The following is a 26,726-nucleotide window of genomic DNA, read 5'->3' on the forward strand; positions in this document are numbered from 1 at the left end:
GCGGCCGTGGGGAGGAGACGCACGATGGCTAGCCCGGAGGACCTGCAGGCGGAGGCGCGGGAGGTGCTCGCGCTGCTCGAGCCGCTGGGGCCGGTGACGCCGACCGGCAGCTTCGTCTCGGGGCTGATGGTGTGGCGCGACCTGGACCTGATGCTGGCCGGCGGCCCGGACTACGGTCCGGCGGACGTCGTCGCGCTGCTCGGCCGGGTGATCACCGTTCCGGGCCTGACCGGTTTCGCCTATCACGACGAGCGTGGTGACCGGTCGCCGAGCGGGAAGCCCCGGGACGAGCGGCACCACGTCGTGCTCACCGTGGGGGAGTGGCGGGTCGACGTGTCGATCTGGCTGCACGACGACCACACCGACGTCAGCGAGTGGCACCGGGCGCTCCCCGGCCGCCTGACCGACGAAGAGCGGCGGGCGATTCTCGCGGTCAAGACGGTCTGGCATCAGCGCCCGGAGTACCCGGACGAGGTCTGCGGTTTCGACATCTGCACCGCGGTGCTGGAGAGCGGAGTCCGCACCGCGGTCGAGTTCGGCGTCTGGCTGCGCAACCGCCGTTAGCGGCTGCCCGGCCAGGAATCCCGTTATCGGCTGCCCGGTCAGGAGCCCTGTTTTGCGGCTGCCCGGCCAGGAACCCCGTTTAGCGGCTGCCGGCCAGGAACTCGGTGATCAGGCCGGCCAGTACCGCGGGCTGCTCGATCACCATGGCGTGTGAGGCGTCGGCCAGCGATACCCAACGCAGGTGCGGCACCGCCTTGGCCTGCTCGACCAGGTAACGCCGGTGCGCGGCGTACAGTTCGGCGAACGGCTCCTGCTGCGGCAGGTCGCGGGTGGCCAGGACGACCAGTTGCGGGCAGGTGGTGGCGGCGTAGACCGGGCCCAGGTCGAGCTGGTTCATCTCGGTCCGCAGCTGGGCGGTCAGCCCGGCGGACGGCCGCAGCGACGTCTCGCCGTCGTTGTGCACCAGGTTTCGGCGGAAGCCTTCGACCCAGACCTTCTCGTTGGCGCCCATGTCCCGGGCCGCCATCTGCTGCTGCTCCACCAGGTCGGGTAGCTGGTCGGCGGGGATGACCTGGCCGGCGACGGCCTGGACGGCGTCGAAGATCGCGTGCAGCCGGGCCAGCTCGGCGGCGGCCTTCTCCGGGTCGAGGCCGGGCAGGTGCTCGAGGCGGGTGGGCGGCGGGTTGCCGTCCAGGCTGACCACACCGGGGGAGTCGGGGTGCCGCTGGCCCCAGAGGGCGGCCAGCATGCCGCCGAGGGAGTGGCCGACCACGGCGGGCCGCTCGATCTCCAGCTGGGCGCAGACGGCGGCCAGGTCGCCGAGGGCGTTGTCCCACGTCCAGTCGCCGTCGGCGGACCGGCCGTGCCCGCGCAGGTCGAGGGTGACCACCCGGTGGTGCGGGCGCAGCGCCCGGGCCAGGGTGGTCATCTGGGCGAGGTTGCCGCCGGCGCCGTGCACGAGCAGGAGCGGTGGCTGGTCGCCACCGAAGTCACGGACCGCGAGCTGCACGGAGCCGGCGTCGATGAGACGGTCGTTGATCATTGATTTCCCTCGGTGGGTAGACGGTCCCGGATCGCGGTGACGGGCACGCCCCCGTCCGGGTGCCGGGGCAGCCGGCCGCGGCGGACCAGGTCGTGCACTGCCTGGCGGGTGATGCCGAGCATCGCGCCGGCGGTGGCATAGGAGACGGCTTGGGCGTACGGGTGGCCGGCTCGCCGGAGCACGATCTGCCCGAACGGGCTGCGCCACCAGTCGGCCGGCGGGTTGAACGGCTGATCGCCGGAGTGGAGCGTGCCGATCAGCCGGGCGATCAGGTGGACCGCTGCGGTGTCGTCGTCGCCGGTCAGCACCCGGGCCCACTCGCCGGCCCGCACCCGCAGCAGGTCACGCATCGCGCCGACCGGCTGATCGTCCTGCAGCAGGATCTCCAGCGGGTCGAGCAGGCGGCTGTCGAGCATGCTCATGAGCTGCCCGGTCAGGTCCACACAGCAATCCTGGCGCTACTTGACGGCGACTGTCAAGTAGCGCCCGAACGGCCGGGACAGTACGGTGTGTGCGCCCGCCCCGGGGAGGATCAAGAGTGCCTACGCGTCTGGCCGTGCTCGGCGCGGTCGTCATGCTGTTCGCCGTGTCCGGCTGCACAGCTGACAACGAGACCGCCGCCATCGTCGAACCCGCTCCGTCGGAGTCGGCCGTCGAGATTCCCGCCGCCGCGGCCGGCGGCGCCTGCATCCTGTGGGACTACGACCTGATCCAGCAGACGGTCGGCATCCGCTTCGAGGTGGCCGCCTCCGACCAGGTCGACGACACGTCGAGCTGCGTGGTGCAGAAGACCGATGAGCCCTGGCCCGACCTGTCGCTGTCCGTGGTCGAGACGACCAAGGCGAACGCCGAGGTCTTCCTGGAGGAGCGGATGCCGGCGAAAGCGGCGAAGCTCAAGGGGCTGGGCCGCGCCGGGTACCGCGCTTACGGCCAGCCCGCCGGCGAGCACGGGATCAGCACCGAGATCGGCTGGCTCAGCGAGGCCAAGCAGCTCCAGACGCTCCGCCTCACCTTCCCGAAGGGGACCCCCGCGGCTGAGGTGAAGAAGTTCGACGCCGGACTGCTCGACCTCGCCAAAGCGCTGAGCACCACCAACGGCTAGCGGCTAACGGGCCGCCACGAAGACGCGGGACGCGACCTCACGCGGCAGGCGGATCTTGTCGCCGGCCGAACCGTCGATGGTCACCCCGTCGCGCTCCTGAGCCACCGTCACCGTCGTGCCCGGGTTGATGCCGGCCGCGTGCAGCTGGCGCAGCACGTCGGAGTTGGACTGCACGCTCTCGCAGATGCGGCGGATGACGACACTGCCGGTCAGCCCCGGGAAGGCCAGATTGCGCTCGCCCTGGGTGAGGATCTCGGAGGTGTCGTCGGGGGCGCCGAGGTGTTCGAGGCCGGGGATCGGGTTCCCGTACGGCGAACGGGTCGGCTTGTTCAGCAGCTCGTAGACGCGTTTCTCGACGGCGTCGCTCATCACGTGCTCCCAGCGGCAGGCCTCCTCGTGGGCCTCCTCGTAGGGCATCCCGATGACGTTGACGAGCAGCAGCTCGGCGAGACGGTGTTTACGCATGACGCCGACGGCGGTGTCACGGCCCAGGTCGGTGAGCACGAGGTGGCGGTCGCCCTCGACGGTCAGCAGACCGTCCCGCTCCATGCGGGCCACGGTCTGGCTCACCGTGGGGCCGCTCTGGTGCAGGCGCTCAGCGATCCGGGCGCGAAGCGCGGGAACGCCCTCTTCCTCGAGCTCCAGGATGGTGCGAAGGTACATCTCGGTGGTGTCGACGAGATCGTTCACGATGTGGTCCTCCCAGCAGCGATAATACCGCGTTGCGTTGGGCTGACCTCCGCCCTGGACAAGTGCCTGAAGACCCTACCCGACGCCGGAACACGTGTGCTAACGGCACATCGTCCCCTCCGGGGGACGGAACCACGTGGGAGCATGGCTCGCATGGCGGACGACACGACAGCGGTGGTCTGGGACAGCACCCTGCTGGACTACGACATGGGTGATCATCCCCTCAACCCGGTGCGTGTCGAGTTGACCATGGCACTCGCCCGCGAACTCGGTGTTCTGGACCGCCCCGGCGTTCAGATGATCACTCCGGTCGAGGCGAGTGAGATCGATCTCACCCGAGTGCACCGCGCCGACTATCTGGACGCCGTCCGGCTGGCCCCGATCGACCCGTTCTTCACCGGCTGGGGCCTGAACACCCCGGACAATCCGGTCTTCGACGACATGCACCGGGCCTCCGCCCGGATCTGCGGCGCCACCCTGGCCGCCGCGCGGGCGGTGTGGCACGGGGTGTCCCGGCGCGCGGTCAACGTGGCCGGCGGCCTGCACCACGCGATGCCGGCCCGGGCCGCCGGTTTCTGCGTCTACAACGACCCCGCCGTGGCGATCGCCTGGCTGCTGGAGAACGGCGCCCAGCGGGTCGCCTACATCGACGTCGACGTGCATCACGGCGACGGGGTGCAGACCGTCTTCTACGACGACCCGCGGGTGCTCACGGTGAGCCTGCACGAGACGCCCCTGGCACTCTTTCCGGGCACCGGTTTCGCCGACGAGACCGGCGGGCCGGGGGCCGAGGGCACCGCCGTCAACGTGCCGCTGCCACCGGGCACCGGTGACGACGGCTGGCTGCGGGCCTTCCACGCGGTCGTCCCGTCGGTGGTCCGCGCCTTCGCCCCGGAGATCATCATCAGTCAGTGCGGCGCCGACACGCACCGTCTCGACCCGCTCGCCGACCTGCGCCTGTCGGTGGACGGCCAGCGGGCCGCCTACATCGCGATGCGCGCCCTGGCCGACGAGATCTGCGACGGCCGCTGGGTGGCCACCGGCGGCGGCGGGTACGCCTTGGTCGAGGTGGTGCCACGGGCGTGGACCCACCTGCTGGCGGTCGCCACCGGTGAACCGCTCGACCCGGCGACACGCGTTCCCGACCAGTGGCGCTCGCTGGCCGCCGCGCGCCGTCCGGGGGCTACGATTCCGGAGGCGATGACGGACGGGACCGAACCCTCGGTCTCGCCGTGGCCGGGGACCAGTGAGGACCCGATCGACCGGGCCGTCCTCGCCACCCGCACGGCGGTCTTCCCGCTGCACGGCCTGGACCCGCACGATCCCCGGGACTGACATGACCGAGCGCAGCGCGGACGTCCTCCTCTCCGACGGCACCGCCGTCCACCTGCGCCGGATCCGGCCGGAGGACGCGCCGGCCATCGTGGACTTCCACTCCCGGATGAGCGACCGCACCCGGTACCTGCGTTACTTCTCGCCCTATCCGCGCATTCCGGAACGCGACCTGCAGCGCTTCGTCAACGTCGATCACCATGACCGCGAGGCGTTCGTGACCCTGGCCGACGGCCGGATCACCTCGGTCGGCCGGTACGAGCGGCTCGGCCCCGACTCGCCGGAGGCCGAGGTGGCGTTCGTGGTCGAGGACGCGCAGCAGGGCCGGGGCATCGGCTCGGTGCTGCTGGAGCATCTGGCCGACGCGGCCCGCCAGCACGGCATCACCCGGTTCGTCGCCGAGGTGCTCCCGGAGAACAACGGCATGCTGCGGGTCTTCGGCGACACCGGCTACCAGGTGCAACGGCGCTACGCCGACGGCGTGGTCCACCTGAGTTTCCCGATCCAGCCGACCGAGAAGTCCCGTGAGGTGCAGGAGTCCCGCGAGCACCTCACCGAGAGCCGGTCGATCGCCCGGCTGCTGGCCCCGCGGGGCATCGCGATCTACGGCGTCAGTGCCACCGGGCACGGCATCGGCGCCCTGATGCTGGGCAACCTGCGCGACGGCGGATACACCGGCGAGCTGGTGCCGGTGCATCCCACCGCGGAGACGGTGGCCGGGCTCCGGGCGTACCCCAGCGCCTCGGACGCCGGTGTCCCGATCGACCTGGCCCTGATCGCGGTGCCGGCCGACCGCGTCCCGGAAGCCGGCCGGGATGCGGCCCGGGCCGGGGCGGGCGGCGGTGTGGTGGTCTCGGCGGGTTTCGCCGAGACCGGCCCGCAGGGCGCCGAACAGCAGCGCAGCCTGGTGGAGGCGGCCCGGGCGGCGGGCTTGCGGGTGATCGGGCCGAGCAGTTTCGGCATCGCCAACACCGACCCGGCGGTACGGCTGAACGCCACGCTCTCGCCCCGGCTGCCGACGGCCGGGCGGGTCGGCTTCTTCAGTCAGAGCGGCGCTCTCGGGGTGGCGCTGCTGGCCGAGGCGGACCGTCGCGGGCTGGGCCTGTCGAGTTTCGTGTCGGCCGGCAACCGGGCCGACGTCTCCGGCAACGACCTGCTGCAGTACTGGCAGGACGATCCCGGCACCGACGTGGTGCTGCTCTACCTGGAGACCTTCGGTAACCCGCGCAAGTTCGCCCGGCTGGCCCGCCGGATCAGCCGGGTCAAACCGGTGGTGGCGGTGGCCTCGGCGACCCGTCCGCCCGGCTTGGCCGGCGATTCCCCGGGCCCGGACGCGAACTCGGTGACCGCCCTGTTCGCCCGGTCCGGGGTGATCCGGGTGGACACCGTCCAGGAACTCTTCGACGTGGGCATGCTGCTGGCCCATCAGCCGCTGCCGGCCGGCCGGCGGGTCGCCGTGGTGGGCAACTCGTCGGCGCTGGCCGAATTGGCGGTGGTCGCCTGCCGGGCCGCCGGGCTGGTGGTGGCCGATGGTTATCCGCTGGACACCGGCCCGGAGGCGGGCGCCCACGATCTGGCCGACGCGCTGGCCGACGCCGCCGTCGACGACGCGGTGGACGCGCTGGTGGTGGTCTTCGCCCCGCCGATGCCGGGCCGGCACGCCGACGAGGACGCGGACTTCGCGGCCGCGCTGGCGAGTGTGGCGCTGGCCGGGGAGAAACCGACCGTCGCGACGATGGTCTTCGGCCAGGCACCGCCCCGGGTGCCGGCCTACCCCTCGGTCGAGGAGGCGGTTCGCGCACTGTCCCGGGTGGTGGGTTACGCCGACTGGCTGCGCCGGCCGCCGGGGGTGCTGCCGGTCCTGTCCGGGGTGGATCCGGTCGCGGCGGAGGCGGCGGTGGCAGCCGAATCGCCGACCGGGCTGCTCGCGGCGTACGACATCGCGGTGGTGCCGTCCACGCTGGCGGCGAGCGCCGACGAGGCGGTCGCGGCGGCGGCCGAGCTGGGCTATCCGGTGGCGATCAAAGCGGCGGGCGGTGCGTTGCGGCACCGGATCGACCTCGGCGCGGTGCGCCTCGCGGTCGGGACCGAACAGGGCGTACGTACGGCGTACCGCGAACTGGCCGGGGAGTTCGGCCCGGACGTCCTGGTGCAGACCATGGTCGCGCCCGGGGTGGCCTGCACGGTCGAGATCGTGGAGGACCCGGCGTTCGGCCCGGTGGTCGGGTTCGGGCTGGGTGGTGTCGCCAGTGAGCTGCTCGGTGATCTGGCCTGGCGGGCCGCGCCGCTGACCGACCGGGCCGCCGAGGCCCTGGTCGACGAGCCACGGGCGGCCCCGTTGCTGCACGGCTACCGTGGTTCCACCCCGGTCGACCGGGCCGCCCTGGCCGACCTGCTGCTGCGGGTGGGCCGGCTGGCCGACGAGCACCCGCGGGTCCGGTCGCTGACTCTCAACCCGGTGCTGGCCCGTCCGGACGGCTGGTCGGTGCTGCACGCCGCGGTCGAGTTCGGCGACCCGGGGGCCCGGCCGGACACCGGCCCCCGGAGGTTACGGAGCGTCTGAGGGTCAGGAGGCGTAAGCCTCGAGGCGGGAGGCCCGCTCCGGGTCCCGCAGCTTCAGCATGGTGACCTTCTCGATCTGGCGGATCCGCTCGCGGCTGAGACCGAACTCGCGGCCGACCTCGTCGAGGGTGCGCTGGCGGCCGTCGTCCAGGCCGAAGCGCAGCCGGATCACCGCGGACTCCCGCTCGGAGAGGGTGCCGAGCACGATCTCGACCTCGCTGCGCAGCTCGCCGGTGGTGGTGCCCTCACCGGGCACGGTCGGGCCGGCGGCGGCAACGAAGTCACCGAGGGCGCTCTCGCCGTCCTCGCCGACGGCCTGGTCCAGGCTGACCGGCTCCCGGTCGTACGAGATCAGCTCGATGACCTGGAACTCGGGCACGTCCATGGCCTTGGCGATCTCGGCGATGCTGGGCTCGCGACCGATCGTGGCGGCCAGGTCGCGGCGGCAGCGGACCATCCGGTTGACCTGCTCGACCATGTGCACCGGGATGCGGATGGTGCGGGCCTGGTCGGCCATGGCGCGGGTGATGGCCTGCCGGATCCACCAGGTGGCGTACGTGGAGAACTTGTAGCCCTTGGTGTAGTCGAATTTCTCGACGGCGCGGATCAGGCCGAGGTTGCCCTCCTGGATCAGGTCGAGGAACGCCATGCCACGACCGGTGTACCGCTTCGCGATACTGACGACGAGGCGCAGGTTAGCCTCGAGCAGGTGGTTCTTGGCGGCCTTGCCCTCCGCCGCGATGATCTTCAGTAGGGCGGCCGTCTCGGCGGTGGCCGTCGGGAGCTTCTCCTCGGCGTACAGTCCGCCCTCGATGCGCTTGGAGAGGGTCACTTCCTCGACTGCGGTGAGCAGCCGGGTGCGCCCGATGCCATTGAGGTAGGCGCGAACCAGATCGGCGGAGACGCCCCGCTCGTCGGTGGCGTCCAGGTCGGTGAGCGTCTCGACTTCGTCGGTCATGATGTTCTCGACGACCTTGGACTCCGACGCCTTCTTCATCTCCAGGACCACTTCGAGTCCCCTCCCCCGCGATAACGTCTCGTGCGTGCCAGCCGCTTCGTGCCGGTGTGAGGGCAAGCTTCGTCCGAGGCGCGTTAAGCGGAGGTGAGGCCAGCGTCCAGGTGGCATGAATCAGGGAGAACCCTGACGTCGCCAAGCCGACAAGCCGGACTTGCGTCACCGTGAGTGCTTGCCGGGAATCGATATCGTGTTCAGCCTTACGAAGGGGAGCAGCGTGGTCTTCAAGCGAATGATGCAAGCGCTCGGCGTCGGCGGACCCTCGGTCGACACCGTGCTCACCAATCCGAACACCTATCCAGGTGGTTTTCTGGAGGGTCAGGTCCACGTGGTGGGCGGTGACCACGCCGTCGACATCGAGTACGTGGCGATCGCCCTGACCACCCGGGTCGAGGTGGAGAGTGGTGACAGCGAGTACCAGACGAACCAGGAGTTCCACCGGCAGCGGCTGACCGGCTCGTTCAAGCTGGAGCAGGGCGCCCGTCACGACGTCCCGTTCCGCTTCGAGGTGCCCTGGCAGACCCCGATCACCGAGGTGTACGGGCAGCACCTGACCGGTATGACGATGGGTCTCGCCACCGAGTTGGAGGTGGCCCGAGCCGTCGACAAGTCCGACCTGGACACGGTGGCCGTGCACCCGCTGCCGGCTCAGGAACGGATCCTCAACGCGTTGCTGCAGATCGGTTTCCGGTTCAGCCGGGCCGATGTCGAGCAGGGCCGGGTCTACGGTGTGGAGCAGCATCTGCCGTTCTACCAGGAGATCGAGTTCTACCCGCCGGGGCAGTACGCGAGCGGCATCAACCAGCTGGAGCTGACCTTCCTGCCGACTCCGCAGAAGCTGCAGGTGATCCTGGAACTGGACAAGCGCGGCGGGGTCTTCACCGAGGGGCACGACGCGTTCGGCAGTTTCGACATCGACTACGCGACCGCCGACCAGATCGACTGGGTGGCCCGGCTCGACCAGTGGCTGCGCCAGTCGGCCCAGCGGCGGGGCCTGTTCTTCTAGAGCTCCAGCAGGACCGTGCGGGGTCCGACGTTCACCGACTCCACGAGCATGTGCGCCCGGAAGCGGCCGGTCTCGACAGCCGCTCCCCGGGCGCGCAATGCTGTCACGTACTCCTCGATCAATGGTTCGGCGACCTCGGCCGGTGCGGCCGCGCCCCAGCTCGGCCGGCGGCCCTTGCGTGCGTCGCCGTAGAGCGTGAACTGGCTGACCACCAGCAGCGGCGCGGCGAGGTCGGCGGCCGAGCGGTCGTCCAGGATCCGCAGTTCCCAGGTCTTGCGGGCCAGCTCGGCGGCTTTCGCCGGGGTGTCGTCGTGGGTGACCCCGACCAGCACCAGCAGACCGTCCTCGATCTCGCCGGTGATCTCGTCGCCGACCGTCACGGTCGCCCGGCTCACGGTTTGCACCAGTGCACGCATGCGCCGACGGTAGCCCATCGATTTTCCCGGATTCCGCCTCTCGGGTGAACGGCCCGGTGCCAGGATTTGCCTGGTCGGCGGGGCTGTGGAGGCGTGCTCCCAATCTTGGCGGCCCGACCCCCGCGCGCACCGGATCAACCGGACCCAGATGGGAGACCACCCATGCCCCTCACCAGCACCGCCACCGGACGTGGCACCGAGTCCACCCGTACCACCACCACCCGATCGCCGGCTCCGGCCCGCCCCGCCCGTCCCACCGACCAGGACGCCACCCGTCGGCAGGCCCGGTCGGTGGCGAAACAGCAGCAGGCCGCCGAGCGGATCGCGTCGGCGACCGCTCAGATCTCGGCGCAGAACGCCCAGGCCGCCGAGGCGTCCCGGCAGCTCTCCGAGTCGATGCAGCAGATCGCCGCGGGTGCCGAGGAGTCCTCCGGCGCCACTCAGCAGAGCCTGGCCGCGATGAACCAGATCGAGGAGAAGGCGGTCCGGCAGGAGCAGACCACGCGGCAGGTCGCTGATCTCAGCCAGGTCCTGCAGGGTCTGATAAACGACGCCCGGAACGGGATCAACAACCTGCTGGCGAACGTCGACAGCGCCTCCAACCGGCAGTCCGCCTCGGTGGCGACCATCACCGAGCTGGAGAAACAGGCCGACGAGATCGGCGAGATCGTCAAGACGGTCGCGCACATCGCCGATCAGACCAACCTGCTGGCCCTGAACGCCGCGATCGAGGCGGCCCGGGCCCGGCAGCACGGCAAGGGATTCGCGGTGGTCGCCGACGAGGTTCGGACCCTGGCCGAGACCAGCGAGCGCAGCGCCCGGCAGATCCGGGACCTGATCGACGAGGTACGCAGCAGCGTCACCGAGATCGCCGGGGCGGTGCAGACCTCCGCCGAGCGGGCCCGCGGCGAAGCGGACAAGGGCAAGACGATCAGTTCGCAGCTGGAGCAGATCCGGGCCGACATGGGCTCGATCACGGCCGGCGCCACCGAGATGGCCGCCACCGCCGAGCAGTCGAAACGGTCCGCGGCCAGCGCCAAACAGCGGTCCGAGGAGATCGCGGCGGCGGCCGAGCAGCAGTCGGCCGCCTGTGAGGAGTCGCTGCAGACGGTGGCGCAGCAGACCCAGGCGCTGCGGCAGAGCGAGCAGGCCGCCGAGATGCTGGCCGAGGTGTCCGAGACGCTGCGCAGCAGCACCGACATCGCCAAGAGCGCGGAGGATGTCGCCTCCGCCGCCGAGGAACTGTCGGCGGCGGTCGAGGAGATCAACCGGGCCGCCACCCAGATCAACGTGGCGATCAGCGAGATCAACGCGGGGGCGCGGACCGCGGCGCAGAAGGGTGAGCAGACCTCCGTGCTGGTCGGCGAGATCGAGCAGGGCGCGCAGCTCTCGGTGAACCGGGGCGCCTCCGCGGTGGAGCGGTCCGACGTGATCCTGGGTCTGCTGGTCAGCAACAAGGAGGCCGTCGAATCGATGATCGAGGCGATCGGCCAGGCCGCCCGCGAGGGGGGCGAGAACGTCCGCAAGGTGACCGAGCTGGAACAGATCTCCCGCCGGATCGACAAGATCGTGGACGCCATCGCGAACGTCTCGATCCAGACCAACATGCTCGCGGTGAACGGCTCCGTCGAGTCGGCCCGGGCCGGTGAGTTCGGCAAGGGCTTCGCCGTGGTCTCCACCGACATCCGCAACCTGGCCCGGGACTCGGCGGACAACGCCGACCGGATCAAGGACCTGGTCAAGTCGGTGCAGGACCGGATCATCGAGGTCCGCGCCGACCTGGAGGAGACCAGCCGGCTGTCGCTGGCCGAGGCCGAGTCGGCCAAGACGACCACCGCCCGCCTGGAGGAGATCGAACGCGAGATGCAGCAGGTCCGCGGCGGCAACGAGGAGGTCCGCGAGTCGGCGATCGGGATCGCGCACACGCTCGGCGAGGTCAAGGTCGGCCTGGAGCAGATCGCGTCCGCCGCCGGCCAGGCCGAGCAACTGGCCGGCCAGGCCGCCACCGCCGCCCGGGAACAGGCTCAGGGTGCCGAGGATCTCGCGGCCGCGGTCGAGGAGATCGCCGCCCTCGCCGACGAGCTCCAGAACGCCGCCTGACACCTCGGAAGGGGAACCACCTGATGGACACCACCGAGGACTACGACGTCGATCCGGACGCCGAGGAGTTCGACGAGAACAGCGACTTCGTCACCTTCGACATGGCGGGGGAACGGTACGCCTTCCCGATGCGCCGGGTGCAGGAGATCATCCGGATGCCCACCGTGGTGAAGGTGCCACTCGGCCCGCCGTCGCTGGAGGGCCTGGCCAACCTGCGCGGCCGGGTGTTGCCGGTGGTCAGCCTGCGGCGCTGCTGCGCGATGGAGCCGACCGGGCACGACGAGACCACCCGGGTGATCGTGGTGGACGGCGGTGTGCCGCTCGGCTTCGTGGTGGACCGGGTGTCCAGCGTGATCAGCATCGACCCGCAGCAGATGGAGGACGCCGACTCGGTGCAGGCCACGGTCAACTCCGACGTGCTGGTCGGGGTGATCAAATCCGGCGAGGGCGAGATGACCACGGTGCTGGACGTGGACCGGCTGATCGGCAGCCAGTTCGCCCGGCTCACCGACAAGCGCGGGGGCCGGGACATCCCGGCGACCCGCCTCGCCGACGAGTTCGATGCCGAGGCCGATCTGGACGACACCCTCGAACTGGTCAGTTTCGCGGTGGAGGGGCAGGAGTACGCCCTCCCGATCGACCAGGTCCAGGAGATCGTGCAGGCACCCGAGTCGGTCAGCCACGTGCCCAACGCGGACGGCCGGGTGCTCGGGGTGATCGACCTGCGCGGCCGGCTGCTGCCGGTGGTGAGCCTGCGCCAGGTGTTCGGGCTGCCGGTGACACCGCTGGAACCGCAGAACCGGATCGTGGTGGTCTCCATCGGCGGCGGCGTGGTCGGTGTGGTGATGGACACCGTGCGGGAGGTGCTGCGGGTCCCGCATCAGCTGGTCGCTCCGCTGCCGAGCGTGGTCGCCGGGGAGGGCCGTAAGAGCGAGGTGGAGTCGGTGTGCCGGCTCGAGGACGGCAAACGGCTGGTCTCGGTGCTGAGTGTGAACCGGATGTTCGACTCGCCGGAGGTACGCAACGAGATCGCCGACTATCGGCGGGAGGACGAACCGGACATGAGCGATGAACGGGGCGACGACGTGGACGACGACGGCCGCGGCGACGAGGAACTGTTCGTGGTGTTCCGGCTGGACGGCGAGGAGTACGCCGTCGACGTGGACACGGTGCAGGAGATCATCCGGGTGCCGGAGGCGCTGATCCGGGTGCCCAAGTCGTACGACTTCGTCGAAGGTCTGGTCAATCTGCGCGGGACCGTGCTGCCGGTGGTGGACCTGCGGACCCGGCTCGGGCTGGGACGGACCGAACGCGACGAGCGGCAGCGCATCGTCGTACTGATCATCGGCGGGGTCCGGACCGGATTCATCGTCGACTCGGTGGCCGAGGTGGCCCGGGTCGGCCGCAACGTGCTGGAACCGGCTCCGGAGCTGTCGGCCGAGCAGGCACGGGTGGTGTCCCGGGTGGCCAACCTGCCGGAGCAGCAGCGGATGCTCCTGCTCGTCCAGGTGGACCAGTTGCTCGCGGCCGAGCAGGCGGACCAGGCCGCGGAGTTGTGCATGGACGCCGACGACGACGCGCTCGTCGGCGTCTGATCCGCACCGGCGTCTGATCGGAGTTCCCATTGCCTACGTCCGTACTGGTGGTCGACGACTCGGCGCTGATGCGGCGAGCGCTCAAGGGCATCTTCACCGAGGCGGGTGATTTCGAGGTCTTCACCGCCCGCAACGGGGTCGACGCCCTGGAACAGATGGGCCGGCTGCGCCCTGACGTGGTGACCCTGGACGTCAACATGCCGGAGATGGACGGTCTCACCTGTCTGGCGAAGATCATGGAGGAACAGCCCACCCCGGTGGTGATGGTGTCCTCGCTGACCGAGCACAACGCACTCGTCACCCTGGAGGCGCTGGAGCTGGGCGCGGTGGACTACGTGCCGAAGCCGGGCGGGACGGTGTCGCTCAACATCGACGACGTCGCGGCCGAACTGGTCAGCAAGGTGCGCAGTGCCTCGGTGGCCCGGCTGAAACGGGCCGGCGGGCCGACCGGCCGAGCCCGGGCCCAGACCCGGCGGGTGGCGGACGCGCCGCCCCGGCGGGAGATCAGTGCCGCCGGCCTGGTGGACCTGGTGCTGATCGGTTCCTCCACCGGCGGCCCGGCGCTGCTGTCCGAACTGCTCCCGGCTCTTCCGGGCACGCTCGGCGCGCCGGTCGTGGTGGCCCAGCACATCCCGGCGTCGTTCACCGCGGCGCTGGCCCGCCGCCTCGACGAGATCTGCTCGTTACGGGTGCACGAAGTGGACCGGGTCATGCCGATCCAGCGGGGCAACATCTACATCGGCCGCGGCAGCGCCGACGTCGTGGTGGCGCGGCGCACCGACGGCCTGATCGTCAAGAGCGTCCCGTCCACCCCCGAGTACCGCTGGCACCCGAGCGTGGACCGGCTGGTCGCCTCGGCCCGGCGGTACCTCGACCCGCAACGGCTGGTGTGCGCCCTGCTCACCGGCATGGGCGACGACGGGGCCACCGAGATGGCCGCGGTCAAGGACGGCGGTGGCCGGACCATCGCCGAGGCGGAGGAGACGGCTGTGGTGTGGGGCATGCCCGGTGAACTGGTACGCCTGCGCGGGGCCACGGCCGTGCTGCCGGCGCACGAGATCGCCGGTCGGCTGACCGACTGGGTCCGCTGAGCGTCGCGAGGGAAGAGGTCGATCACGATGGGACTCGTTCGCAAACAGGCGCCGCAGCAGCCCGAGGAGGCGACGCCGGAACGGCCACCGGCCGAAGTGCTGCTGCGCCGGTTGGTCGATCCGGACGCGGATCTCCGGCGGGAGGCGGCGCTGGGCCTGGAGGGTGTCGCCGAGGCGGTTCCGGCCCTGCTTGCCCGAGTGGGCGCGGAGGACGATCCGCGGGTGCTGGAGTCGATCCTCACCACGCTCGCGGCGCACGACACCGACGAGGTCGCGGGCAGTTTGGCGGTCCATCTCGCGAGCGACGAGGCGGCCCTGCGCACCGCCGTCGCCGCGGCCCTGGCCACCATGCCCCGATCGGTCCCGGACCTGCTGCCGGCCCTGCTCGCGGCCCCGGACCACGACATCCGGGTGATGACCGCGATGGTCCTGGCCGACCTCCAGCATCCGGAGGCGCACGCCTGGCTGCTGCGGATGATCCAGGACGATCCGCATCCGAACGTGGTGACCGGGGCCGTCGACGCGTTGCTGCCGTCGGCCACCGCGGACGACATCCCGCTGCTGGAACACGCGGTGGAGCGGTTCCCGGACGACCCGTTTCTGCGGTTCACCGTACAAGCGGCCCTACCCGGTCTGTCCGGGACGGCGTGATGACGGCCACAGCGGCCGGAGCGGGACTCACCGACGCCGATTTCGCCCGGTTCTGCGAATACTTCTACAAACGCACCGGCATCCATTTCACGCCCGCGAAGCGGTACTTCGTCGACAAGCGGATCGACACCTGCATCCGCAACTCGCGGTTCGACACGTTCGCCAGCTGGTTCTCCGCCCTCCGCACCTCCGACCGGGGCGAGATGGCGCAGGATCTGATCAACCAGCTGACCGTCAACGAGACCTACTTCCTGCGCGAGGACTACCAGTTCGACGCGATGCTCCGGACGGTGCTGCCGAACGTCATCACCGACCATGGCGGTCCGAACGGGATCACCGGGCCGGTGAAGATCCTTTCGCTGCCCTGTTCGACCGGTGAGGAGCCGTACTCGATCGCCTTGCGCCTGCTGGAGGAGTGGGACCTGATCGACCGTGTGGACGTGGAGATCCACGGCGCCGACATCGACAGTGAGGTGCTCGCCAAAGCGTCGCACGCCAGTTACGGCGAACGCTCGCTGCACCGGGTTCCGCAGACCTGGCTGGCGAAGCACTTCGTCCCGGTGGGGGCCGGCCGCTACCAGGTCCACCAGGACATCCGCAGCGCGGTGACCCTGCACCGGGTGAACATCTGCGACACCGCCGCGATGCGGTCGTTCCGGGACTTCGACGTGATCTTCTGCCGCAACGTGCTCATCTACTTCGACGAACTGTCCAGCCGCCGGGCGGCGGAGAACCTGTATGGCGCCATGCGCCCCGGCGCCTATCTCTTCCTCGGTCACTCCGAGTCGATGAGCCGCATCTCCCCGATCTTCACCCCGGCCCGCCTGGCGGAGGGCATCGTCTACCAGCGACCGACCGGAGCCAAGTGATGACCTCGGACACCGCGACCAGAGCCCGGGTGCTCGTGGTCGACGACGCCGCCACGGTGCGGCTCTACCACTCCACCCTGCTCAACGGCGCTGGCTTCGAGGTGAGCGAGGCGGCCAACGGACTGGAGGCCGTCGAGGCGGCACTCGGCACCGAGTTCGACCTGTTCGTGGTCGACGTGAACATGCCGAAGATGAACGGCTACGCCTGCGTCGAGGCGCTGCGGTCGGACAGCGTCGGCAGCGACGCCCCGATCGTGATGATCAGCACCGAGGACCGGCCCGGCGACGCCGACCGGGCCTACCAGGCCGGGGCGAACCTCTACCTGGTCAAGCCGGTCGCCGGGGACCGGCTGACCCGGGTCGCGACCATGCTGACGGCGGGGAAGGGCGGTGCCGCATGAGCGAGTTCGCGAGGGAACCATTCGGCTCGGGTGGTAACTCACGGCGGCGCCGGACCGCAGCGGAGGTGATCGCGTGAACCCGCTGCTCGCCCAGTTCCTCGCCGAGGCGAACGACCTGCTCGCCCAGGTGGACGAGGGCCTGCTCCAACTGGAGCGGGACCCCGGCGACCCGGACCTGGTCAACCAGGTGTTCCGGGCCGCGCACACGTTCAAGGGCTCGTCCGGGCTGTTCGACTTTCCCGAGCTGACCCGGCTCACGCACGCCGCCGAGGATCTGCTGGACGCGGTTCGCGGCGGCCGGCTCGCCCTCGACTCCCGCCTGACCGACGACCTGCTGGCCTCGTTCGACCTGATCCGTGGCTGGCTGGCGCACGTCACCACGCACGAGGTACTGCCGTCCAGCGCCGGCAACGACGCGGCCGGCCTGATCACCCGGTTGCGCGCCCCGCTGGGTGGCGAAACGGCCCCGGCCGACCAGCCGGCCGGCGGTCCGGAACCGGTGATCAGCGCCGCCCCGGACTGGCTGGCCTACCTCGACGCCGAGTGGCTGACCGAGACCGCGAACTGGCTGGCCACCACGTCCTCGACCCTGCGGTTCATCTGGTACACCCCGGACAGCGACTGCTTCTTCCGGGCCGAGGACCCGCTGTACCTGGTCCGCCAGCTACCGGCCCTGGACCGGCTCAGTGTGGTGCAGCCCACCGCCTGGCCCGGCGTCGACGACTACGACGAGTACGCCTGCCTGCTCTCCTTCCTGGTGGTCACCCGGGCCTCGCTCGGCGAGCTGACCTACCTCTTCCGCTACGTGCCGGACCAGATCCAGATCGTCGAGCTGGACGCCGACGCGATCACCAGGCATCTCAGCGGGGAGCCGCCGCTGCGGGCCGAGGAAGTGGTCACCGTCGCGGTCACCCCGGTCATCGACACCGAGCTGGCCGCCGATGCCCGCGGCGTGCTGCACGCCGCCCATCGCGCGCTGACCATGGACGGCGTGGTGACCGAGGGCACCCGGCTCCGGTCGTTCCGGCACGTGGTCGCCGCGGCGGCCCGGTCTCTTCGCGTGCCGGTGGACCTCGCCGAGGCCGGTCCGGAAGAGTTGCTGGCGGCGATCGTCCTGCTCGCCGGCGAGGCCGCGCCGGCGCCCGCTGCGGTCGTCCCGGCACACCCGGTACCGGGCCAGGCCGAGGGCCGGGTGGAGGGCCGCGCCGATGACCCGGGCGGCCAGGTCGGCACCCGCGTCCTCAAGGTCGACCAAGAGAAGGTGGACCGGCTGATGGAGCTGGTCGGCGAGCTGAACGTGGCCAAGAACGGTCTCACCTTCCTGGCCGCGGCGGCCGAGGAGGAGTTCGGCAGCCGGTCGCTGAGCCGCCGGATCAAGGACCAGTACGCCGGCCTGCACCGGATCGCCGAGGAACTCCAGGCGGCCGTGATGGACGTTCGGATGCTCCCGCTGTCGGTGGCGTTCAGCCGGTTCCCCCGGCTGGTCCGTGACCTCAGCCGGCGGCTCGGCAAGAACATCGAGCTGGTCACCGAGGGCGGCGAGACGATGGCCGACAAGGACGTCATCGAGGCGCTCGGCGACCCGTTGGTGCATCTGGTGCGCAACAGCCTGGACCACGGGATCGAGACGCCGGACGAACGCGCTCTCCGCGGCAAGCCGCCGGCCGCCCGGCTCACCCTCACCGCGGTGGCCGACGGCGACGCGGTCATCGTCGAGGTCGCCGACGACGGCCGGGGCGTCGATCCGGAACGGGTCAAGCACAAGGCGTACGAGAAGGGCCTGATCTCCGAGGAGGAACTGGAGACGATGAGCGACACCGACGCGGTCGATCTGGTCTTCCGTCCCGGGTTCTCCACCGTCGACCAGGTCTCCGACCTCTCCGGCCGGGGGGTCGGCATGGACGCCGTCCGGGCCAGCGTGGAGAAGCTCGGCGGCGCCGTGACCATGCGTTCCAAGCTGGGCCAGGGCACCTCGACCCGGTTGCGTCTGCCGCTGTCGATGGCGGTCACCCAGGTGATGGTGGTCAGCGTTGCCGGTCAGCGGTTCGGTATCCCGGTGGACCTGGTCGTCGAGACGGTCCGGGTGCCGGCCGGCGGAATGGGCCGGGTCCTGCACCAGGACGTGGTGATGATGCGCGGCGAGGTGGTGCCGGTGATCGACCTGGCCCGCGCCCTGGACATGCCCTGGTCCCTGCCCGAGGACGCGGACCGTCCGATCCTCGTGGTCAGCGTCAACGGACAGCGGGTCGGCCTGCTTGTCGAGCAGTTCCACCGCGAGGTCGACGTGATCCTCAAGCCGATGGAGGGCCTGCTCGCGTACGCCGACGAGTTCTCCGGTACCGCGCTGCTCGGTGACGGGCTGGTCCTGCTGGTGCTGAACATGAAGGAGGTGCTCGGTCTTGCCGCTCGAGTTGCATGAGGAGACCGCGAACCTGGTCGGCGTGGTCACCGTCGACGAGGTCGAACAACTGGTCGGCTGGTTGCGGACCGCCAAACGTCCGAGGGTGTCCCTGCGACGTTGCAACCATCTGCACACCGGCGCACTCCAGGCCCTGCTTCTTTTCCGTCCGAAGATTTCTTCAGCACCGAGTGACGCCTTCCTCGCGACACAGGTGCTGCCACTGCTCACCGGGGGCGGTGGCCCAGCCAACAAGCAGGGAAGCGAATCCTCATGACCACTGTGATGCTCGTCGACGACTCCGCCACCATGCTCATGAGCCTGAAGTCGATCCTCAGCAAGGCCGGTTACGCCGTGGAGACCGCAGTCCACGGCAAGGAAGCCCTCGACAAGTTGAGCAAGGGCGTCAAGCCCAACCTGATCATCAGCGACGTCAACATGCCGCAGATGGACGGGATCACCTTCGCCCGCGAGGCCCGCAAGGCCCCTGGTATGCGGTTCACGCCGATCCTGATGCTGACCACCGAGACCGAGCAGGCCAAGCGGGTCGAGGCGAAGGCGGCCGGCGCGACCGGATGGCTGGTCAAGCCGGTCGGACCGGACCAGCTCCTCGGTGTCATCAAGCAGGTTCTTCCCGGCGCCTGACCGGACCCGCAGAGGCGAAACAGAGGTATCGCATGGCAAGCCTTCTCCGGAAGCTCACGGTGACTTCCCCCGAGAACGGCCACGACGGCCTGCGGGGAGACGTCGTGGCGGCGGCCCTCGACAACGTCCCGGCCTACTGCGAGGTGGTCGACGGCCACGTGCGGGACGTCATCGAGCAGACGGGCGAGGCCGCGGAGGCGATCGTCCATCAGCTCCTGAACGTCGACTCGCTGGCTGAGGTGATGGCCGGGGACGTGGCTCAGCTCGCCGGCACCCTCAGCCGGACCGAGACCGAGCTGAGCCAGGTGACGGCAAGCAACGATCAGCTGGTCGGCCGGCTCATCGCCTACTTCACGCACCGCGATCACCAGATCCGCAGACTGGTCGACCAGATGCGCGAGCTGGACCAGCACGTCAAACAGATCGAGCAGGTCAGCCGGGCCACCAACATCCTGGCACTGAACGCGATGATCGAGGCGGTCCGGGCCGGGGAGGCCGGCGAGGGCTTCTCGGTCGTCGCCGACGAGGTCCGCAAGCTGGCCCGCCGGTCCGCCGAGGCCGCGCACGGCATCGGCTCCAGCATCGGCGACCTGACCGCCAAACTCGACGGGGTGCTCTCCGACGACAGCCAGCTCGACCGGGATCCGGACCAGTCGGCGGCGACCGAGGAGACGGCGATGACCCGCCGGCTCGGCGGCATCGCGAACGCCCAGCGGGAGATGTCGGAGATGGTCGCCGGCATCCTCAAGGAAACCGTGGTCGCCGCCGAACAGGTGCAGCGCAGCTCGTCGGCGCTCACCGCGGAGACCACCGGCGCCGTCGGGCACGTCCAGTTCCAGGACATCAGCCGGCAGATGCTGGAACACGTCGCCGACGCGGTCGCCGACGTCCGCAGGCAGTGCGAGGACGTGGCGTCCTACGTCCGGGACGCTCTCACCGAGGAGGATCTGCTGGCCCGGGTCATCAGTGTGGAGGATCTCCGGGAGAAACACGTGATGTCACGGCAGCGCTCCACCCATGCCCAGCAGACCGGAGGCTCGGCGCAGGCCGGGCCCGAACCGCTCATCGAACTGTTCTGACCAGCCGAGCGAGAGGTGTCTGATGGCCCGCGTCGATGACTACGACCCGGACAAACCGACCGAGCAGGACGCCGTGAAGGCGCTGGCGGACCTGATCGGCCCGCAGATGGCCGAAGGGCTGTGGAACCTGTCGGTCCAGGCCCTCTGCCTGCACCGGCCGGTCGAGGCACCCACCGACCTGAAACGGGTGGCCGAACATGTGATGGAGATCGGCGAACTGAGCCGCGTCGCGGGCCGTTCCCTCAAGGTCCGCATCATCACCTACGAGGCCCTGGCCCGAACGGTCCAGGCCTGAAACTGGCAAAATGACGGCGTGACGTTCTCCCTGCCGGTACCGGCCGAAGCCAACGAACTCCTCAACCGTGATCCGCTCGCGGTGACTCTCGGACTCGTGCTGGATCAGCAGATCACTCTGGAGAAGGCGTTCACTTCGCCGTGGGTGCTGGCGCAGCGGCTCGGGCATGAACCCACCGCTGTCGAGCTGGCCGACTTCGACCCCGAGGCGCTGGTGTCGATCTTTTCCGAGGTGCCCGCGCTGCACCGGTTCCCGAAGGCGATGGCGGCCCGGGTGCAGGAGGTCTGCCGGGTGATCGCCGACGAGTACGACGGTGACGCCGAGCGTCTCTGGCGGGACGCGCCGACCGGCGCTGAGCTGTACCGGCGGATCTTCGCGCTGCCGGGGTTCGGCAAGCAGAAGGCGCAGATCTTCGTCGCGCTGCTCGGCAAGCTCTGTGACGTGCGGCCGGACGGCTGGCGGGTGGCCGCCGGCGGTTACGGCGAACAGGGTTCGTACAAGTCGGTGGCCGACATCGTCGACGCCGAGTCCCTGGGCAGGGTGCGGGCGTACAAGAAGGCGGTCAAGGCGGAGGCCAAGGCCGCGCAACAGGCGTAGATCCCGGGCCCGCTGGGCGGAAGGCCCCGCTCGGTGGGAGGATGACGGGGTCGATCGGAGACCTCGTGTGAAGAAACACCCGGAGCGCCCGGTGTTGATCACCGACGCGGCTCGCAGCCAGGACGATCAGCTTCGCGGCCGGCAGATCCGTTACGTCTCGATGATGAGTGTGCGGGCCGCGTGCCTGATCCTCGGCGGGATCCTGATCAGTGCGAAAGTGCCACTTCTGCCACTCTGGTTGTCCCTGTGTGCTCTCGGCATGGTTCTGCTGCCGTGGATGGCGGTGCTGATCGCGAACGACCGCCCGCCCAAGACCAAGGAGGAGCGGGCGGCCGACGCGGCGGCTCGCGAGGACATGCGCCGCACCCTGATCCAGCCACCGCCCGAGCCCACCCACGTCACCATCGACGCCGAGATCGTCGAAGAGGGCCCCCGCCGAGCCGGTTGACCCCCGATCAAGATCAACCCCTTGCTGCGGTACGGGGGAAAGGGCCCCGTGGCGGCCCTCCGCCGACGGCTCGAACCGGCCCGCCTGCCAAAGGGAGACGGGTCGATCCGGCCCCTCCGTCAGCGGGGAGCCGGGCGTGCCCCGATTCGGGAGACCGCCTCCGCCCCCATGATCCCGCCGGCCCGCAGTGCCTCCGCCGGGCTCGCGCCGGAGCACCAGGCCCGCAGCAACCCGGCCGCGAACGCGTCGCCGGCCCCGGTCGGGTCCGTCACCGGTACCGCGTCGGCGGTCACCGGCCACATCCCGTCCGGCCCGGCCCACACCGCCCCGGCGGCGCCCTGTTTGACGACCACGTTGCGGACGTGTGCGGTCAGCCGTTCCGCCTGCTGTTCCGGACTGCCCGGCCCGGCCAGGACGTCGGCCTCGTCGGCGTTGCACAGGAGCAGATCGGTCCCCCGTACCCAAGCCAGGAATGTCTCGGCCCCGACAGCCCGCAAGGGAGCCGCCGACGCCGCGTCGACGCTGACGGTGATCGTTTTCCGCGCCGCGGCCGTGAGGGCCGCCAGGCCCGCCGGACGGGAACCGGCGTGCAGCAGTGGATATCCGGAGAGGTGCAGATGACCGCCGTCCGGTGTGCCGGTTATCACCGCGGTGACGTGTTCCGGCCCGAGCCGCAGCGAGGCGCCCCGGTCGGTGATCATGGTGCGCTCGGACGACCCGGTGAGCACCACCACACTGCCGGTGGCCAGTCCGGGCAGGACCTCGACCGCGCAGCGCACCCCGGCCGCCGCGAGTTCCGCCACCCGGTCCCGGCCCGGCTGGTCGTCGCCGACCGCCGCGACCAGGGTCACCGCCTGCCCGGCGTGGGCCAGCCAGGCCGCGGTGTTCGCCGCCTGACCGCCACCGGCGACCCGGATCGCGGCGTCCGTGTCCGAGCCGGCCTGGATCGGCCCGTCGTGCTCGACCAGGACGTCGGTGACCAGGTCGCCGACGACGAGGATCATGCGGGTACGGCGAAGCCGACGGTCGCCTTCGAACCGCTGGTGGCGGCCACCGCGATCTGCGCGGCCAGAGCGGCGTTGCGCAGGATGATCCGGATGTTGACCTCCAGGCTCCTACCCTCGGTGCTGGCGTGGAAGTGGCCCAGCAGGAACGGGGTGACCGCCTTGCCGGTGATGTTCTGCTCGGCCAGCAGGTTCAGACCGGTCGCCAGGGTGCGGTCGTGCAGTGCCGGGTCCAGCTGCTCGTCGGCCGGCAGCGGGTTGGCCAGGACCAGCGCGCCCTCGGTGGCGCCCTGCGCGGTGCGGGCCTTGATGAAGTCGGCCACCTGCTCGGGCGAGTCGAGGGCCCAGTCGATGTCGAAGCCTCCGTCGGTGATGAAGAAACCGGGGAAACGGCGGGTCCGGTAACCGGCCACCGACACGCCGAGCGTCTCCAGGCGCTCCAGGGTGGCGCCCACGTCGAGGATCGACTTGACCCCGGCGCAGACCACCACGATCGGCGTGCGGGCCAGGGCGGTCAGGTCGGCCGACTCGTCGTAGGTGACGTTCGCCTCCCGGTGCACGCCGCCGAGCCCGCCGGTGGCGAACACGCCGATGCCCGCGGCCGCGGCGATCGCGCTGGTGGCGGCGACCGTGGTGGCGCCGTCGGCCCGCCGGGCGGCGGCGATCGCCAGGTCCCGCACCGACAGCTTGGCCACCGACTCGGCCGAGGCCAGCCGCTCGACCTGGGCGTCCTCCAGACCGACGATCACCTCACCGTCGATCATGCCGATGGTGGCCGGGACGGCGCCGTTGTCCCGGACCGCCTGCTCGATCTCCCGGGCGACCCGGATGTTGTCGGGGTGCGGCAGGCCGTGCGAGATGATCGTGCTCTCCAGAGCCACCACCGGACGGCCGTCCCGGCGGGCACGGGTCACGTGCTCGCCGTATCGAATCGCGAAGTCAGTCACTGATCAACCGTACGACCCTCGCCGCCTGCGTTGTCGTTGGACCGGCCCGGCGTGAGGTGTCAGACTTGCTGGCTGAAGCTTGGCTTACTTCAGAAGGGCAGATAACCGTGAGCACCCAGATTCTGGAACGTCCGGAGACGCAGGACACCGATACCGGTCCCGAGATGTTCCATTACGTACGCAAAGAGAAGATCGCCGAGAGTGCCGTCATGGGCACGCACGTGATCGCTCTCTGTGGCGAGAGGTTCCCGGTGACGAAGACGCCGAAGCCCGGGTCCCCGGTGTGCCCGCAGTGCAAGGAGATCTACGAGGCGATGAGGGCCTGATCCGACAGTGACGGGCGGATACCCACTGCTCGTCGCGGATCTGATCGGTGTGGCGGTGTTCGCCGCGTCCGGTGCATCGGCCGCCGTGGCCAAACGGCTCGACCTGTTCGGGGTCGCGTTCGTCGGCTTCGCGGCCGCGCTCGGTGGCGGCATCATGCGCGACGTGGTGATCGGTTCGGTGCCCCCGCTGGCGTTCGCGGACTGGCGTTATGCCGTGACCGCTGTCGTCGCCTCGGTCGCGGTCTTCTGGCTGCATCCGGCTCTGTACCGGGTGCGCCGGACCGTGCTGGTGCTGGACGCCGCCGGACTGGGTCTGTTCACCGTGACCGGCACACTGAAGGCTCTCGAAGCCGGTGTGCCGGCGGTCGGCGCGTGCCTGGTGGGGATGCTCACCGCCATCGGTGGTGGCCTGACCCGTGACCTGCTCACCGGAGAGATCCCGGCGGTTCTGCAGCGAGAGATCTACGCGGTTGTCGCCTTGGGCGGCGCCGTACTGGTGGCTGTCCTCTACCGGCTCGACCAGGCGCGTCTGCTCCCGCTGGCCGCCGCGGCGGCCTTGATCACCGTTCTTCGAGTGTTCGCGCTCTACCGTCGCTGGTCAGCCCCGGTGGCGGTGCCGTAACCCGTCGCTGGTCAGCCTCGATGGCGGTGCCGTAACCCCGGACCGCAACGTTCCACGGTTATGCTGGACCCCGCCTCCGCGCCTCTTCATCGCGGAGGCTTTTCCGTGGAGAAGGGATCTTCGCAGCTTGAGCCCGCCTGTGCCGAACCTGGAGATCTTTCCGCCGCTGCGGGACTGGCAGCGCAAGGCGATGGTGACCTATCTCCGTCGTCGTTCCGAGGACTTCATGGCAGTGGCGACCCCCGGCGCCGGCAAGACCACGTTCGCGCTGCGGATCGCGGCCGAGCTGCTCGTCGACGGCACCTGTGACGCGGTCACCGTGGTCTGCCCGACCGAGCACCTGAAGACGCAGTGGGCGCAAGCCGCCGCCCGCGTCGGCATCCAGCTCGACCCGGGTTTCCGCAACTCGGACGTGCACTCGTCGCGTGACTTCCATGGGGCGGTGATCACTTACGCCCAGGTCGGCATGGCGCCGGCTGTGCACAAGCGGCGCACCCTGACCCGGCGGACGTTCGTGATCCTGGATGAGATCCACCACGCCGGCGACTCGCGGACCTGGGGTGACGGGGTCAAGGACGCCTTCATCCCGGCGGTCCGCCGCCTGCTGCTGACCGGGACACCGTTCCGGTCCGACGAGAACCCGATCCCGTTCGTGAACTACGAGCGCGGCGGGGACGGCATTCAACGATCAAAGGCCGATTCGGTGTACGGGTACGCGGACGCCCTGAAGGATCGGGTCGTCCGGCCGGTGCTGTTCATGGCGTACTCGGGGGAGACCCGCTGGCGCACGAACGCCGGTGACGAACTGGCCGCCCGCCTGGGTGACCCGATGACCAAGGACCTGGTCGCGCAGGCGTGGCGGACCGCCCTGGACTACCGGGGCGAGTGGATGCCGCAGGTGATGCGGGCCGCCGACGCCCGGCTCAGCAAGATCCGTGAGCACGGCATGCCGGACGCGGGTGGCCTGGTCATCGCGAGTGACCAGACGGCCGCCCGGGCGTACGCGAAACTGCTGCACGAGATCTCCGGCGAGCCGGCCACCATCGTGCTCTCCGACGACGACGGCTCGTCCGGCCGGATCGCCGAGTTCGCCGCCTCGGAGAAACGCTGGATGGTCGCGGTCCGGATGGTGTCCGAGGGGGTCGACATCCCGCGCCTGGCCGTCGGGGTGTACGCCACCAGCGCCTCCACCCCGCTCTACTTCGCGCAGGCGATCGGCCGGTTCGTCCGGGCCCGGCGGGAGGGTGAGACGGCCACGGTGTTCCTGCCGAGCGTCCCGCACCTGCTCGGGCTGGCCTCCGAGATGGAGGCGCAGCGCAACCACGTGCTGGGTGCCCCGAAGGAGAAGGACGGCCTCGACGACACCGCCCTGGAACGGGCCCAGAAGGCCGAGGACGCGCTCGGTGACCTGGACAAGAAGTTCGAGGCGCTGTCCGCGGTCGCCGAGCTGGATCACATCATCTACGACGGCACCGCGTTCGGCATGGCCGCCCTGACCGGCACTCCCGAGGAGGCGGACTATCTGGGCCTGCCCGGTCTGCTCACCCCGGAAGAGGTGACGTCGCTGCTGAACAAGAGGCAGTCCGAGCAGATGGCGGCGCAGAAGCGGCAGCAGGCTGAGGAGGCGAAGACCGCGGAACCGGTGGTCCGGGAAGCGGTCGTGCCGATGAGCGCGGGGGAGCGCCGCAACAGCCTGCGCCGTCAGCTGAACACCCTGGTCGCGGCACATCACCACCGGACCAATCTGCCGCACGGGAAGATCCACGCCGAGCTCCGCCGGATCTGCGGCGGCCCGCCGAGCGCTCAGGCCACCATCGAGCAGCTGGAGGAACGGATCGCCACGATCCAGTCCTTCTGACCCGAATCCCGCGTGGTGACTTGGGGTTCGATCCGAACCCCAAGTCACCACGCTCGGGTTGCCGCCTCGGCGTGGTGACGGACGGGGCGGGTGTGCACCCGGACCGTCTGAGGCGTCTGCGGGGCTCTCAG

28 protein-coding genes are annotated in these 26,726 nt (G+C 70.4%); 21 read left to right on the forward strand and 7 right to left on the reverse strand.

The genetic code is table 11. The annotated features are described in order from the left end of the window. Positions 1-24 precede the first annotated feature (24 nt). Positions 25-564, forward strand: coding sequence for a hypothetical protein (locus BLU81_RS40365; protein WP_092553834.1), 540 nt, complete (start codon positions 25-27; stop codon positions 562-564). 79 nt (positions 565-643) lie between these two features. Here the strand turns inward: BLU81_RS40365 and BLU81_RS40370 are convergent, their stop codons facing one another. Continuing rightward, positions 644-1,546, reverse strand: coding sequence for an alpha/beta fold hydrolase (locus BLU81_RS40370; RefSeq protein WP_092553837.1), 903 nt, complete (start codon positions 1,544-1,546; stop codon positions 644-646). Beyond that, on the reverse strand, positions 1,543-1,989 hold the full coding sequence (locus BLU81_RS40375) for a hypothetical protein (RefSeq protein ID WP_197686027.1): 447 nt from the start codon (positions 1,987-1,989) through the stop codon (positions 1,543-1,545). The genes BLU81_RS40370 and BLU81_RS40375 overlap by 4 nt, the downstream gene beginning before the upstream one ends. Positions 1,990-2,084: 95 nt before the next feature. Between BLU81_RS40375 and BLU81_RS40380 the strand changes: the two genes are divergently transcribed. Continuing rightward, on the forward strand, positions 2,085-2,648 hold the full coding sequence (locus tag BLU81_RS40380; protein ID WP_092553840.1) for a hypothetical protein: 564 nt from the start codon (positions 2,085-2,087) through the stop codon (positions 2,646-2,648). Between the two features lie 3 nt (positions 2,649-2,651). On the opposite strand, the gene BLU81_RS40385 is transcribed toward BLU81_RS40380, so the two are convergent. Beyond that, positions 2,652-3,341 carry a metal-dependent transcriptional regulator gene (locus BLU81_RS40385; protein WP_092553843.1) on the reverse strand — a complete coding sequence of 230 codons (690 nt, stop codon included), beginning with the start codon at positions 3,339-3,341 and terminating at the stop codon, positions 2,652-2,654. A 150-nt stretch (positions 3,342-3,491) separates the two neighbouring features. On the opposite strand from BLU81_RS40385, the gene BLU81_RS40390 reads away from it, so the two are divergent. Beyond that, positions 3,492-4,673, forward strand: a complete 1,182-nt coding sequence (locus tag BLU81_RS40390) for an acetoin utilization protein AcuC (protein WP_092553846.1) — start codon at positions 3,492-3,494, stop codon at positions 4,671-4,673. Between the two features lies 1 nt (position 4,674). Continuing rightward, a complete protein-coding gene (locus BLU81_RS40395; RefSeq protein ID WP_092553849.1) occupies positions 4,675-7,233 on the forward strand; it encodes a bifunctional acetate--CoA ligase family protein/GNAT family N-acetyltransferase in 2,559 nt (852 codons plus the stop codon). A 3-nt stretch (positions 7,234-7,236) separates the two neighbouring features. Here the strand turns inward: BLU81_RS40395 and sigB are convergent, their stop codons facing one another. After that, complete coding sequence (gene sigB, locus BLU81_RS40400) at positions 7,237-8,190, reverse strand: RNA polymerase sigma factor SigB (RefSeq protein ID WP_231954883.1); 954 nt, start codon at positions 8,188-8,190, stop codon at positions 7,237-7,239. Positions 8,191-8,464: 274 nt separating this feature from the next. On the opposite strand from sigB, the gene BLU81_RS40405 reads away from it, so the two are divergent. After that, positions 8,465-9,253: a sporulation protein gene (locus tag BLU81_RS40405; RefSeq protein ID WP_092553852.1), complete on the forward strand. Its 789-nt coding sequence runs from the start codon at positions 8,465-8,467 to the stop codon at positions 9,251-9,253. On the opposite strand, the gene dtd is transcribed toward BLU81_RS40405, so the two are convergent. After that, positions 9,250-9,669, reverse strand: a complete 420-nt coding sequence (dtd, locus tag BLU81_RS40410) for a D-aminoacyl-tRNA deacylase (RefSeq protein WP_092553855.1) — start codon at positions 9,667-9,669, stop codon at positions 9,250-9,252. The two genes, BLU81_RS40405 and dtd, sit on opposite strands and share 4 nt — an antisense overlap. A 162-nt stretch (positions 9,670-9,831) precedes the next feature. On the opposite strand from dtd, the gene BLU81_RS40415 reads away from it, so the two are divergent. The 13 genes from BLU81_RS40415 to BLU81_RS40475 all read left to right on the forward strand — a co-directional run bounded on the left by BLU81_RS40415 (position 9,832) and on the right by BLU81_RS40475 (position 21,838). Then, the gene (locus BLU81_RS40415) at positions 9,832-11,769 is read left to right on the forward strand and encodes a methyl-accepting chemotaxis protein (protein ID WP_092553858.1); all 1,938 of its coding nucleotides are present in this window, start codon (positions 9,832-9,834) and stop codon (positions 11,767-11,769) included. 23 nt (positions 11,770-11,792) lie between these two features. Next, complete coding sequence (locus tag BLU81_RS40420) at positions 11,793-13,364, forward strand: chemotaxis protein CheW (protein ID WP_092553861.1); 1,572 nt, start codon at positions 11,793-11,795, stop codon at positions 13,362-13,364. Between the two features lie 29 nt (positions 13,365-13,393). Continuing rightward, entirely contained in the window at positions 13,394-14,455 is a 1,062-nt protein-coding gene (cheB, locus tag BLU81_RS40425) for a chemotaxis-specific protein-glutamate methyltransferase CheB (RefSeq protein ID WP_092553864.1), read from the forward strand. A 27-nt stretch (positions 14,456-14,482) separates the two neighbouring features. Beyond that, on the forward strand, positions 14,483-15,106 hold the full coding sequence (locus BLU81_RS51700; protein WP_092553867.1) for a HEAT repeat domain-containing protein: 624 nt from the start codon (positions 14,483-14,485) through the stop codon (positions 15,104-15,106). Next, entirely contained in the window at positions 15,106-15,975 is an 870-nt protein-coding gene (locus BLU81_RS40435; RefSeq protein ID WP_092558330.1) for a CheR family methyltransferase, read from the forward strand. The genes BLU81_RS51700 and BLU81_RS40435 overlap by 1 nt, the downstream gene beginning before the upstream one ends. Beyond that, on the forward strand, positions 15,975-16,376 hold the full coding sequence (locus BLU81_RS40440; RefSeq protein ID WP_092553870.1) for a response regulator: 402 nt from the start codon (positions 15,975-15,977) through the stop codon (positions 16,374-16,376). Before BLU81_RS40435 ends, BLU81_RS40440 begins: the two co-directional genes overlap by 1 nt. Positions 16,377-16,449: 73 nt before the next feature. After that, positions 16,450-18,795, forward strand: coding sequence for a chemotaxis protein CheA (locus BLU81_RS40445; protein ID WP_092553873.1), 2,346 nt, complete (start codon positions 16,450-16,452; stop codon positions 18,793-18,795). Next, positions 18,776-19,051, forward strand: a complete 276-nt coding sequence (locus BLU81_RS40450; protein WP_231953744.1) for a hypothetical protein — start codon at positions 18,776-18,778, stop codon at positions 19,049-19,051. Before BLU81_RS40445 ends, BLU81_RS40450 begins: the two co-directional genes overlap by 20 nt. Further along, positions 19,048-19,419: a response regulator gene (locus BLU81_RS40455; protein WP_092553876.1), complete on the forward strand. Its 372-nt coding sequence runs from the start codon at positions 19,048-19,050 to the stop codon at positions 19,417-19,419. The genes BLU81_RS40450 and BLU81_RS40455 overlap by 4 nt, the downstream gene beginning before the upstream one ends. Positions 19,420-19,451: 32 nt before the next feature. After that, entirely contained in the window at positions 19,452-20,498 is a 1,047-nt protein-coding gene (locus BLU81_RS40460; RefSeq protein WP_092553879.1) for a methyl-accepting chemotaxis protein, read from the forward strand. A gap of 22 nt (positions 20,499-20,520) precedes the next feature. Further along, a complete protein-coding gene (locus BLU81_RS40465; protein ID WP_092553882.1) occupies positions 20,521-20,793 on the forward strand; it encodes a hypothetical protein in 273 nt (90 codons plus the stop codon). A gap of 18 nt (positions 20,794-20,811) precedes the next feature. Next, complete coding sequence (locus BLU81_RS40470) at positions 20,812-21,390, forward strand: HhH-GPD-type base excision DNA repair protein (RefSeq protein ID WP_092553885.1); 579 nt, start codon at positions 20,812-20,814, stop codon at positions 21,388-21,390. A gap of 67 nt (positions 21,391-21,457) precedes the next feature. Further along, on the forward strand, positions 21,458-21,838 hold the full coding sequence (locus BLU81_RS40475; RefSeq protein WP_092553889.1) for a DUF3099 domain-containing protein: 381 nt from the start codon (positions 21,458-21,460) through the stop codon (positions 21,836-21,838). Between the two features lie 119 nt (positions 21,839-21,957). Here the strand turns inward: BLU81_RS40475 and BLU81_RS40480 are convergent, their stop codons facing one another. After that, a complete protein-coding gene (locus tag BLU81_RS40480; protein WP_092553892.1) occupies positions 21,958-22,842 on the reverse strand; it encodes a carbohydrate kinase family protein in 885 nt (294 codons plus the stop codon). Beyond that, a complete protein-coding gene (locus BLU81_RS40485; protein ID WP_092553895.1) occupies positions 22,839-23,789 on the reverse strand; it encodes a pseudouridine-5'-phosphate glycosidase in 951 nt (316 codons plus the stop codon). Before BLU81_RS40485 ends, BLU81_RS40480 begins: the two co-directional genes overlap by 4 nt. Positions 23,790-23,890: 101 nt before the next feature. On the opposite strand from BLU81_RS40485, the gene BLU81_RS40490 reads away from it, so the two are divergent. The 3 genes from BLU81_RS40490 to BLU81_RS40500 all read left to right on the forward strand — a co-directional run bounded on the left by BLU81_RS40490 (position 23,891) and on the right by BLU81_RS40500 (position 26,595). Next, the gene (locus tag BLU81_RS40490; RefSeq protein WP_172890881.1) at positions 23,891-24,115 is read left to right on the forward strand and encodes a DUF3039 domain-containing protein; all 225 of its coding nucleotides are present in this window, start codon (positions 23,891-23,893) and stop codon (positions 24,113-24,115) included. Positions 24,116-24,122: 7 nt separating this feature from the next. Then, positions 24,123-24,737 (forward strand): trimeric intracellular cation channel family protein, encoded by a 615-nt coding sequence (locus BLU81_RS40495; protein ID WP_092553898.1) that lies wholly within the window; start codon positions 24,123-24,125, stop codon positions 24,735-24,737. Between the two features lie 127 nt (positions 24,738-24,864). Further along, positions 24,865-26,595, forward strand: a complete 1,731-nt coding sequence (locus BLU81_RS40500; RefSeq protein ID WP_092553901.1) for a DEAD/DEAH box helicase — start codon at positions 24,865-24,867, stop codon at positions 26,593-26,595. Positions 26,596-26,726: the final 131 nt, after the last annotated feature.

Origin of the sequence: Actinoplanes derwentensis (genome assembly GCF_900104725.1) — a bacterium.
In the GTDB taxonomy this organism is placed as follows: Bacteria; Actinomycetota; Actinomycetes; order Mycobacteriales; family Micromonosporaceae; genus Actinoplanes; species Actinoplanes derwentensis.

What these genes read in the sequence shown, in the direction of transcription:
- BLU81_RS40465 (WP_092553882.1), top strand. Translation starts at nt 20,521, where the DNA reads ATGGCCCGCGTCGATGACTACGACCCGGACAAACCGACCGAGCAGGAC.
- BLU81_RS40365 (WP_092553834.1), top strand. Translation starts at nt 25, where the DNA reads ATGGCTAGCCCGGAGGACCTGCAGGCGGAGGCGCGGGAGGTGCTCGCG.
- BLU81_RS40440 (WP_092553870.1), top strand. Translation starts at nt 15,975, where the DNA reads ATGACCTCGGACACCGCGACCAGAGCCCGGGTGCTCGTGGTCGACGAC.
- BLU81_RS40435 (WP_092558330.1), top strand. Translation starts at nt 15,106, where the DNA reads ATGACGGCCACAGCGGCCGGAGCGGGACTCACCGACGCCGATTTCGCC.
- BLU81_RS40395 (WP_092553849.1), top strand. Translation starts at nt 4,675, where the DNA reads ATGACCGAGCGCAGCGCGGACGTCCTCCTCTCCGACGGCACCGCCGTC.
- sigB (WP_231954883.1), bottom strand. Translation starts at nt 8,190, where the DNA reads ATGACCGACGAAGTCGAGACGCTCACCGACCTGGACGCCACCGACGAG.
- BLU81_RS40420 (WP_092553861.1), top strand. Translation starts at nt 11,793, where the DNA reads ATGGACACCACCGAGGACTACGACGTCGATCCGGACGCCGAGGAGTTC.
- dtd (WP_092553855.1), bottom strand. Translation starts at nt 9,669, where the DNA reads ATGCGTGCACTGGTGCAAACCGTGAGCCGGGCGACCGTGACGGTCGGC.
- BLU81_RS40390 (WP_092553846.1), top strand. Translation starts at nt 3,492, where the DNA reads ATGGCGGACGACACGACAGCGGTGGTCTGGGACAGCACCCTGCTGGAC.
- BLU81_RS40455 (WP_092553876.1), top strand. Translation starts at nt 19,048, where the DNA reads ATGACCACTGTGATGCTCGTCGACGACTCCGCCACCATGCTCATGAGC.
- BLU81_RS51700 (WP_092553867.1), top strand. Translation starts at nt 14,483, where the DNA reads ATGGGACTCGTTCGCAAACAGGCGCCGCAGCAGCCCGAGGAGGCGACG.
- BLU81_RS40415 (WP_092553858.1), top strand. Translation starts at nt 9,832, where the DNA reads ATGCCCCTCACCAGCACCGCCACCGGACGTGGCACCGAGTCCACCCGT.
- BLU81_RS40460 (WP_092553879.1), top strand. Translation starts at nt 19,452, where the DNA reads ATGGCAAGCCTTCTCCGGAAGCTCACGGTGACTTCCCCCGAGAACGGC.
- BLU81_RS40370 (WP_092553837.1), bottom strand. Translation starts at nt 1,546, where the DNA reads ATGATCAACGACCGTCTCATCGACGCCGGCTCCGTGCAGCTCGCGGTC.
- BLU81_RS40480 (WP_092553892.1), bottom strand. Translation starts at nt 22,842, where the DNA reads ATGATCCTCGTCGTCGGCGACCTGGTCACCGACGTCCTGGTCGAGCAC.